The 9,246-nt window shown below is 70.3% G+C and carries 11 protein-coding genes; 4 read left to right on the forward strand and 7 right to left on the reverse strand.

Annotated elements, in window-relative coordinates:
- Positions 1-391 (reverse strand): AfsR/SARP family transcriptional regulator (locus tag ACYVE7_RS22290; RefSeq protein WP_460366937.1); only part of this gene is annotated, 391 nt, incomplete at its 3' end.
- A 75-nt stretch (positions 392-466) separates the two neighbouring features.
- On the opposite strand from ACYVE7_RS22290, the gene ACYVE7_RS22295 reads away from it, so the two are divergent.
- Complete coding sequence (locus ACYVE7_RS22295) at positions 467-1,996, forward strand: MFS transporter (protein ID WP_460366938.1); 1,530 nt, start codon at positions 467-469, stop codon at positions 1,994-1,996.
- Positions 1,997-2,044: 48 nt separating this feature from the next.
- Here the strand turns inward: ACYVE7_RS22295 and ACYVE7_RS22300 are convergent, their stop codons facing one another.
- The 5 genes from ACYVE7_RS22300 to ACYVE7_RS22320 form a co-directional block, all read right to left on the reverse strand.
- Complete coding sequence (locus ACYVE7_RS22300) at positions 2,045-2,668, reverse strand: choice-of-anchor P family protein (RefSeq protein WP_460366939.1); 624 nt, start codon at positions 2,666-2,668, stop codon at positions 2,045-2,047.
- A 20-nt stretch (positions 2,669-2,688) separates the two neighbouring features.
- The gene (locus ACYVE7_RS22305) at positions 2,689-3,510 is read right to left on the reverse strand and encodes a L,D-transpeptidase (RefSeq protein ID WP_460366940.1); all 822 of its coding nucleotides are present in this window, start codon (positions 3,508-3,510) and stop codon (positions 2,689-2,691) included.
- Between the two features lie 126 nt (positions 3,511-3,636).
- Entirely contained in the window at positions 3,637-4,203 is a 567-nt protein-coding gene (locus ACYVE7_RS22310; RefSeq protein WP_460366941.1) for a nucleosidase, read from the reverse strand.
- 10 nt (positions 4,204-4,213) lie between these two features.
- Positions 4,214-4,870: a sterol desaturase family protein gene (locus ACYVE7_RS22315; protein WP_460366942.1), complete on the reverse strand. Its 657-nt coding sequence runs from the start codon at positions 4,868-4,870 to the stop codon at positions 4,214-4,216.
- Positions 4,867-5,568 (reverse strand): FadR/GntR family transcriptional regulator, encoded by a 702-nt coding sequence (locus tag ACYVE7_RS22320; RefSeq protein ID WP_460366943.1) that lies wholly within the window; start codon positions 5,566-5,568, stop codon positions 4,867-4,869. The genes ACYVE7_RS22315 and ACYVE7_RS22320 overlap by 4 nt, the downstream gene beginning before the upstream one ends.
- 134 nt (positions 5,569-5,702) lie before the next feature.
- On the opposite strand from ACYVE7_RS22320, the gene ACYVE7_RS22325 reads away from it, so the two are divergent.
- Positions 5,703-6,500, forward strand: coding sequence for a thioesterase family protein (locus ACYVE7_RS22325; protein WP_460366944.1), 798 nt, complete (start codon positions 5,703-5,705; stop codon positions 6,498-6,500).
- A gap of 5 nt (positions 6,501-6,505) precedes the next feature.
- Here the strand turns inward: ACYVE7_RS22325 and ACYVE7_RS22330 are convergent, their stop codons facing one another.
- A complete protein-coding gene (locus tag ACYVE7_RS22330; protein WP_460366945.1) occupies positions 6,506-7,015 on the reverse strand; it encodes a PaaI family thioesterase in 510 nt (169 codons plus the stop codon).
- Positions 7,016-7,175: 160 nt separating this feature from the next.
- On the opposite strand from ACYVE7_RS22330, the gene ACYVE7_RS22335 reads away from it, so the two are divergent.
- Both ACYVE7_RS22335 and ACYVE7_RS22340 read left to right on the forward strand, forming a co-directional pair.
- Positions 7,176-8,807: an adenylate/guanylate cyclase domain-containing protein gene (locus ACYVE7_RS22335; RefSeq protein ID WP_460366946.1), complete on the forward strand. Its 1,632-nt coding sequence runs from the start codon at positions 7,176-7,178 to the stop codon at positions 8,805-8,807.
- A gap of 56 nt (positions 8,808-8,863) precedes the next feature.
- Positions 8,864-9,246: hypothetical protein (locus ACYVE7_RS22340; protein ID WP_460366947.1), on the forward strand; the 383-nt coding region annotated here is incomplete at its 3' end.

A 9,246-nucleotide genomic window follows, 5' to 3' on the forward strand; every position in this document is an offset into this window, starting at 1 on the left:
CGTCGCCCCGCCACAGCCCGAGCGCCTCCTCCAGCAGCGCCACCCGCTCGGCGGCCGTCGCGCCGCTCGCGCGGGCCGTCAGCGCCAGGAACCGTCCGGAATCCAGGTCTTCGCCCCGAACCGGCAGCCGGTATCCGGCCGGCGACAGCTCGACCTCGACGATCCCGCGCAGCGCCCGGCGCAGCCGCGACACGATGGACTGGAGCGCGTTCGCGGCCCCGACCGGCGGGTCCTCCCCGTACAGCCCGTCGATCAGTGTCTCCGCCGGGACGACCTTGCCCGCGTTGAGCAGGAGGAACGCCAGCAGCGCCCGGACCCGCGGGCCCCCCACCGAGATCGGTTCGCCGTCGTCGTCCCAGACTTCGACCGCCCCGAGAATGCCGAACCGCATAGCCGCGATTCTGTACCAAATCCACGGTCAGCGCGCGGTCAGCCGACGGTCAGCGCTCCCCGCGAACCTCAGGGCATGACGACGAACACCCGCAAATGGGCCACGCTACTGATCTGCTGCCTCGCCGGAATCGTGCTGGCGATGGACATGACGGCCCTCAATCTGGCGATCCCGCGCCTGGTCGAGGAGGTGAAACCGTCCGCCACCCAGATCCTGTGGATCTCGGACGGCTACGGTTTCGCCCTCGCCGCCCTGCTCATCACGATGGGCTGGATCGGTGATCGGATCGGCCGGAAGAAGCTGCTGCTGATCGGGGTCACGGCGTTCGCGGCGGCCTCGGCCGTCACCGCTTACGCGCACACCGCCGAACTGTTGATCGCGGCGCGGGTCCTGCTCGGCGTGGCCGGTGCGACGATCATGCCGTCGACGCTGTCGCTGGTCAGGAATGTGTTCACCGAGCCGAAGGAGCGCACGATGGCGATCGGCATCTCCTCGGGCGTGATGGGGTTGGGCGTGGGGCTCGGGCCGCTGGCCGGCGGCGCGCTGCTCGACCACTTCTGGTGGGGTTCGGTCTTCCTGATCAATGTGCCGATCATGGCGGTGATCCTGGTCGCGGGGCTGGTCGTCCTGCCGGAGTCGCGTGACCCGCGGCCTGGCCGGCTCGACGTCCCGAGCGTCCTGCTGTCCGCCGCGAGCGTCGCCCTGACCGTCTACGCGATCAAGGAGATCGCCGCCGACGGCTACTCCCACCAGTACCTTTTCCTGGGCTTCGCCGGGATCGTCCTGCTGACCGCGTTCTGCCTCCGCCAGTCCCGCATCGACTCCCCGCTGGTCGACCTGCGCCTGTTCAAGCTGCCCGCCTACGCCGGTTCGGTCGGCGTCAACGCGTTCACGATGTTCGCTCTCGTCGCCCAGTCGCTGGTCTTCTCGCAGTACTTCCAGCTCGTCCTCGGCTGGTCGCCGTGGGTCTCCGGCCTCGCCGGGCTGCCCGGCGCGCTCGGCGCCATGACGGGCGGAGCCGCCCTCGCCCCCCTGCTGATCAACGTCATGGGCCGCAGCAGGGCGATCGGCGCCGGCCTGACGCTCGCCGCGGCCTCGTTCATCGGCTACAGCTTCGTCGGCTTGGACGTCCACTACTGGAGCCTGCTGTTCCCGACGATGCTGCTCGGCGGCATGGGCGTCGGCATCGCCATGACGATCACCGCGGACACGATCCTCGCGTCGGTGCCCAAGGAGCGGGCCGGCAGCGCCTCGGCGATCTCCGAGACGGCCACGGAGCTGGGCGGCGCACTGGGCGTCGCGCTGCTGGGTTCGGTGCTCAACGCGGCCTACGGCGCGAGCATCGAGGTTCCCGCGCAGGTCACCGGCCCCGCGAAGGACGCCGTCACCGACAGCATCGCCGGAGCGTTCGAGGTCGCGGGACAGCTTCCCCCGCAGGTCGCGGCCCAGGCGATCGACGCCGCCCGCACCGCGTACGTCGACGGGATGCACTTCATGCTCTACTGCTCGGCCACGCTGGCCCTGCTCGCCGCGGTCGGCGCGGTGATCGCGCTCCGCTCCGTGCCGAAGGTCCTCGAGGAGGAAGAGGAGCTGGTCGCGGCCTGAGAGAACGAAGGTCCCGCACCCTGGGGAGGGGTGCGGGACTTTTCGACGTCAGCCGGTCACCGGAAGATCCCCGGGGATCAGCACCGGCGTCGGGGCGGGCCGCGGGGCCCGCGCGCACGTCACCGACGCGATGTCGATGGTCTGGTCGACCGCGCCGACGAGCGAGAGGTCAATGTGGATCGCGGTCACCTCAAGGCCCCCGCCGGGCAGCCTGACCTGCTTGTTCAGCGTCACCTCGGCCTTGCCGAGCGCGCCGAGCGGCAGCTTCACCCCGCTGTTCGGCTTCGGGTAGAGCGGGATCTCGGACGGCCCGATCTTGACCTTGGCGAGCGCCGTGCCGCCCACCCCGTTGTCGCACGTCGCCGTGACGGCCTCGGCGCGCAGCCCGAGCTGCCCGACCACGAGGTCGGCGACCGCGGCCCGTGCGTGGTACTTCGACGCCGAAGCCTCATTGACCACCCCGCTGACCAGCGGGTTCGCCGGGATCTTCACCATCGTCTTGGTGAGGACCTCTTCGGTCTTGGCCTTGACGTACGGGGTCGGGGCGAGCGCCACGACACCCTTCGCCGCGATGCCGAACGCCTCGCCGTAGACGCCTCCCGCTTGAGCGGGGGGCGCGACGGCGAACGCGGCCATAGCGGTGGCGGCCAGGACGGCCGTCATCGTCTTCATGCTTCTCCCTGATGATGTGTTCATGAGGTGATGAGCACCGGGCTGCCCAGCGGAACCGACGAGAGCGCCTTGAGCGCCGCCGGCGGAACCCGGACACAGCCGTGACTCGCCGCTCTGCCGAACACCTTCGCGTCCGGCCAGCCGTGGAACGCCACGGTGCCGGGACCTCCCCCGAAGGTGTCGAGCGTCGCGGAGTGGGCGCCGACCGGAAGGACGACGCCTGATGGGGGCTTGGTGGGGGCGAGCGTGGCCAGCAGGAACGTCCGGCCCACGGGGGTCGGGGTGTCCGCCGTGCCGACGGCCACCGGCCAGGTGCCGACGGGTCTGCCCGCTTGGAGAAGAGTGAGCCGCTTGTACCGCAGGCCCACTTTGATGGCGTACGGGCTGTGAGCGGTCTCCACGCCGTCCGACCGGATCCAGCCGGTGCTGCGGTTGGGCCGGCTGGGCAGCAGCACGCGGTGCCAGCCGGGCACCGTCTCGATGACCGGCACCCAGGTCGGCCCGGAGAGCTGGGTCGCCGGCAGCATCGCCACGGGCTTCCCGTCGGGCGCGGTGTGGATCGGGACGGCCTGACGCGGGCGGGCCACGGTGCCGTCGGGGAGCCGTCCGGGGGACGGGTCCTTCGGCAGGTTCTTGATCGTCGTGAAGGTGGTGGACTCGGGCAGGTTCGCGGGGATCGTCTTGACGGCCGGCGCGTTCCCGCCCTTGGCCTTGGCCGCGGAGCTCGCCGGGCTCGGCAACCTGGGCGGTTCGGTCGTGCTGGACGACGCCGCGCTTCCGGCGCAGCCCGCGGTCAGCAGCGCTCCGGCCAGAGCGGTGGCGGCGGCTGCGGTTCGGCGCATGAGAGGACTCCCGGTCTTTGCCCGTGGTTGACGTGTCTTTTAGCGAACACTTGATTACCACGCGCAACCGGAGTCGCAGGCGTTAAACCGGCAAACGAGTAGCGATTCCGTTACCGGCAGTGAGACTCACAGGTGGGTGGCCACCCACGCGGCGAGATCGCGGGCGCAGTCGTCCACGGACTCCCGCCAGGTCTTCGCAGCGCCCTCGGACGCCTCGTCGCTGACGTGCTTGACCAGCCGGACGGGCACCCCCGCCGCCTTGGCCGCGGCGGCGACCGCGTAGCCCTCCATGTCGACGAGGTCGGCATGGAGGGCGAGCGCGTCACGGGCCGCCGTCGTCTTGACGAACTCGTCGCCCGTCGCCAGGACCAGCCCGGCCGCGGCCAGGTCGAAGGGGGTGCCGGTCGGACGTCCGGTCAGCTTCTCGATCGCCGCGCCGTCCAGATCGTGCTGGATCACCCGGGCGATCTCATGGGTGCCGCGCAGCCCCGGGCGGAGCGCTCCGGCCGTCCCGAGATTCACGATCTCCGACGGCCGGTGCACGGCGAGCGCGGCCGCCACCGCGACGGCCGCGTTGACCTTCCCGATGCCCGTGAGCAGCACCGGAAGATCGGTCTCCAGATGGACGGCCTCCTCGTCGGCGGCCACGATGATCAGGGGCCGGTCGGGGGAGACGATGCCGGACAGACGCATGATCCACAGGCTATACGGGCTCGGTGACGCCCAGGGTCTTGACCGTCTTGGAAGGAAGGACATCCTCCTTCCGCGGATAGGTGTTCAGCACCTTGTCGGAGAGGGGCGTGATGATCCCGTACCAGTAGTTCTCGTTGCGGAAGTGGTGGAGCTGGTGGGTGCGGCGGAGCTTCCGGTAGAGCGGGCTCTTCGGCACGTACGAGGTGTGGATCAGGAAGTGGGTCCACTCGTAGGCGGCCAGCAGCGTGTAGGAGGTCGCGAGGCCGGTGACGACCGCCCGCGGCCTGCGGATCAGCGCGGCGTTGGCGACAGCGATCCCGGCGACGGCCGGCAGGATCACATGGTTCGGGATGAAGATCAGCCCGAACTCCCGGGGGTCGGCGTGGTGTTTGCGGTGCGAGCGGGCGATCTTCGTCTCGCGGAGTTCGCCGTTCTTCATCTTCGGCCTGTCGTGCAGCACGTGCACGTGGACCAGCCATTCGACGAACGGCTCCAGCGCGACCGTCGCGGCGATCACCGCGGCGTCGCGCCGGGTGAAGCGGCCGAGCGCGGCCCTCGCGGCGATCGCGGTGACGGCGGCGGGCAGCAGGATTCTGGCGTTGGGGTGGGCGGCGAAGATCCCGGCGGCTTCACGGAGGGTGAGGCCGGGACGGCGGAAGTCCTTCATCGGAGCGCTCCGATCATCAGATCTCGGGTGGTGTCGAGGTAGCGCAGCGCTTCCTCGTGAGCTGCCCGCCGATCACCGGCGAGGATCGCGGTGACCAGCGGTTCGATCCGGTCGGCGGCCTGCTCGCGGTCCGCGAAGACGTGCCGGAACAGCGCGCCGACCTCGAGATAGGTGTTGAGCAGGGAGTTCACCAGCAGGCCGTAGACCCGGTTGCCGGTGGCGGCGGCGATCAGCCGGTGGAGTTCGGCCTCGGCCTGCTGGGGGTCGTCGGCGGTGCGGAGGTCGGCGAGCGCCTGAACGAGACGCCGCCGGCCATCCAGGACGAAGGGGGCTTCCTGCGCGCAGCGGACGGCGGCCTTCGCGGCGACCAGCGCGCCGATCTCGCGCCGCGCCTCGAAGATCTCCGTCGCCCAGTCGGGCCCGGCGACGCTGACCAGCATCGGCAGGAGTTCGGGGCCGCCCAGCCGTTCGTAGTCGCGGATCCGGGTGCCGACCCCGTGCTTGGTCTCCAGCAGGCCCGCCTGGGCGAGCCTGACCAGGGCGTGCTTCAGGGACGTCCGGGTGACCTGGTAGCCGGCCGCCAGTTCGCGCTCGGGCGGCAGATACGAGCCGGGCGGGTAGAGGCCGCCCAGGATCTCGGCGCGGAGACGGGTGACGAGGGCATCGACGACGGTGTCCTTCGCTATCGGTGCGGTCACCCTGATCTCTCCTTCTCGGTAGAGGCTCAGTGGATGAGCCACTCAGCCATGCCTGGAGTGTGACAGGGCTCTCGGCCCGGGTCAAGGCCCAACCGAATTACACTCGGTTTCGTCGCTTTCGAAGGGATATGTCGATGTTCGAGTCGGAGTTCGCGCAGGCCACAGCCAGTTCACTGGACGAGAACGGGGAGCTGCGCGCCGAGATCTCCGACTCCTGGGGCACCGGCGGGCCCGCCCCCAACGGCGGCTACCTGCTGGCCGTCGTCGCCAGGGCGCTCTCCCAGGTCACCGGCCAGCCGCACCCGATGACGGTCACGGGGCACTTCCTGTCGATGGCGGTTCCCGGGCCCGCGACGATCCGCACCGAAGTGATCCGCGAGGGCCGGACCCTGACGTCAGCGACCGCCTCGCTCCTCCAGGACGGCAAGGAGAAGATCCGGATCCTGGCCGCATACGGCGACCTCGGCGGCCTGCCCGACGACGTCAGGACCACAGCCGAACCGCCCGTCCTGCCGCCGGTCGAGGAGTGCTACGAGGCGCCCGAGGAGTTCCGGAAGATCGTCACTCTGCTGGGCCAGACCGATCTGCGGATGGACCCGGCGACGGCCGGATGGGCGCTGGGGAAGCCGTCCGGGATCGGGGAGATGCGGTCCTGGTTCCGGCTGTCGGACGGCGCCGACGCCGACCCGTTCACCCTGCTGTTCGCGGCCGACGCCCTGCCGCCCGTCGCGTTCGAGATGGGCGTGCAGGGATGGGTTCCGACGCTCGAACTGACCGTCCACGTGCGGGCGATTCCCGCGCCGGGCTGGCTGCGAGTGATCGCCAGGACCAGGAACCTGGCGGGCGGCCACCTGGAGGAGGACGTGGAGATCTGGGACGAGAAGGACAGACTGGTCGCTCAGGCCCGTCAGCTCGCGCGCGTCCGGGCCTAGAGGGGTCAGCGCTCCTTGGTGAAGTGCTCGCGCGGGACTTCGACGAACAGGGCGGCGGCCTGGACGGCGAGGGGGCCGTCCGGGGCGTTCAGCCGGCCCTCCGACGACAGGTAGATCTTCCGGCCGTCGACGCCCGTGCACCAGGCCTTGAGGTACAGGGTGGTACCGACCGGGACGGGCGCCCTGAAATCGGTCTCGAGCCGGCCCGTGACGGCCATCTTCCCGAGCGACCAGGCGGCGGTGCCGAGGATCTCGTCCATCGCGGTCGCGAGCAGCCCGCCGTGGGCGAGGCCGGGCGCGCCCTGATGCTGGTCGGTGACCAGGAAATGACCGTAGACGGTGTCGGCTTCGAACGAGGTGCGCTCGAGGCGCAGGCCCGAACCATGACCGGATCCGCAGCCGAAGCACAGGTCGAAACTGCCCGAGCGCAGCAGGGCGTCGGCCGTGACCGCGACCCCGTCAAGGGACGGGATCGTCGCTCCGGGCGGCGGCGTGGTGACAGACGAAGCGGTCATAGATGAGCCTCTTTCATATATGGCTCATACAGGTTACTCGCTGGTACCGAGAGCTCTTGCACCGTTCCCGGTGAGATCCCTCATACGATTTTGCCTGTGATTTACGACCTATCGTGAGTCACCCGAAATCCGTAGAGTGACCGCCTGTCGGAGGTGGCCCGTGAACCGAGAGCATTTCGACGCCCTGAGCGCCAAGCTCGCGGCGCTCCCCGGCGCGCCCCAGAGCCGTCTGGAGCTGCGGGTCCGCTGGTTCCTCGCCTCCGTCGTCCTGGTCGCCAACGCCGCCGGCGCGGCCGTGGTGCTGATCTTCGCGCTGCGCGTCATCCCCGATCCGGACGGCGTGCCCGAAGACGCCACCCTGGTCAATCTCATCACCTTCCTTTCCTATCCCTTGATCGCCGGGCCCGCCGCCATCGCCTGGGGTATGAAGGTGTTCGCCCCGATTCATCGGCTGGTCCGCGAAGGCGGCACGCCCGACCGGGAACAGCGGCACGCCGTCCTGCTGGGGCCCGCCCGGATCACCCTGATCCAGGCGGTTCTGTGGGGAGTCGGCGCGATCGGCTGGACCGCGCTCAACACCCTCTACGGGCCGTTGATGGCGCTCAAAATGGGCATGACCTGCCTGCTCGGCGCGATCACCACACTCGGGCTGGTCTACCTGCTGGCCGAACGGCTGCTGCGGCCCGCCGCCGCGCTCGTCCTGGCCAGCCAGCCGCCGCGTGAACATCCGTTCTCCCGAGTCACGGTCAGGACCCTGCTCGCGTGGGGGCTCGGCACGGCCGTCCCGCTGCTCGGGCTGATCGTCGTCGCGATCGTCGCGCTGTCCGACGTCAAGTTCGACCGGCACGAGGTGGCGCTGACCGTGCTCGTGCTCGGCGTCACCGCGCTGCTGATCAGCTTCCAGGTGACCTTCGTGGCGGTCCGGGCGATCGGGGATCCGATCCAGAGCGTCCGGCAGGGCATGGCGCGGGTCGCCCGGGGCGATCTGGAGGCGTCGATCGAGGTGTACGACGCCAGCGAACTCGGCCAGTTGCAGGCCGGATTCAACTCGATGGTGGCGGGGCTGCGCGCCCACGAACGGCTCCAGGACCTGTTCTCGCGGCAGGTCGGCCCGGACGTCGCACGGCTCGCGCTCGACTCGGAGATCTCCCTCGGCGGCGAGGTCAAGAACGTCGCGGTGCTGTTCGTCGACCTGGCCGGCTCGACGAAAATGGCCGCGGAACGCCCGCCCGACGAGGTCGTCGCCCTGCTCAACCTGTTCTTCGGCGTGGTTGTCGAATGCGTGAACCGCAACGGCGGCTGGATCAACAAGTTCGAAGGCGACGCGGCGCTCGCCGTGTGGGGCGCCCCCGTCGCCCAGGACGATTCCGGCGGCCGGGCCCTCACCGCCGCCCGTGAACTCGCCGCCCGCCTGCCCGTCGAGATCCCCGCGGTGACCGCCGGCATCGGCGTGTCCTGCGGCCCCGTCGTCGCCGGCTACATCGGCGCCGAGCAGCGCTTCGAGTACACCGTCATCGGCGACCCCGTCAACGAGGCCGCCCGCCTCTCCGATCTGGCCAAGTCGACCCCTTCGGGCGCCCTCGCCAACGCCGACGTCCTCGACGACTGCGACCCTCTCGAAGCCCTCCAGTGGGAGACCAGCCAGACCGTCACGCTCCGTGGCCGTCCCCGGCCCACACTGCTGGCGCACCCCCGCAGCCCCGACACCCCGCTCCCGTCCGCGGCTCCTTCCCCCCGCCGACGCCGCCGTCTCAGCGTCCCGCTGCTCCGCCGCAGCAAATCCCACGACTGACGCCGTTATCCACAGCCCCGAAAACGATCTCCCGCTCGCGCGCGCACCATGTCCTCATGGACATCCGACTGACTTTCCACACCCCGCTCCCCGACACCAACCCCCCGATCACGGAACTCGACCTGACCGTCGACCGCCTCACCCTGACCGGCCCCACCCTCCAGGCTTTCCGAAAAGACCACCCAGTAGCCGAAATCCCCCTCCTCTCCCTCTCCACCATCACCTTCCCGCCCCGCCCCCGCTCCTCCGAGAAAACCCCCAACGCCTACCGCCGCTGGACCCCGGAGGCCGACACCGACCTCCTCACCCTCGTCCGCGCCGGCACCGACCTCCCCACCCTCACCACCCACTTCGGCCGAGGCCGCAACGGCATCCTCACCCGCCTCCTCAAACTCGGCGCCCTCACCCTCCCCACCGAGACCCACCCCGACCCCAACAA

Source organism: Actinocorallia lasiicapitis, assembly GCF_054778695.1.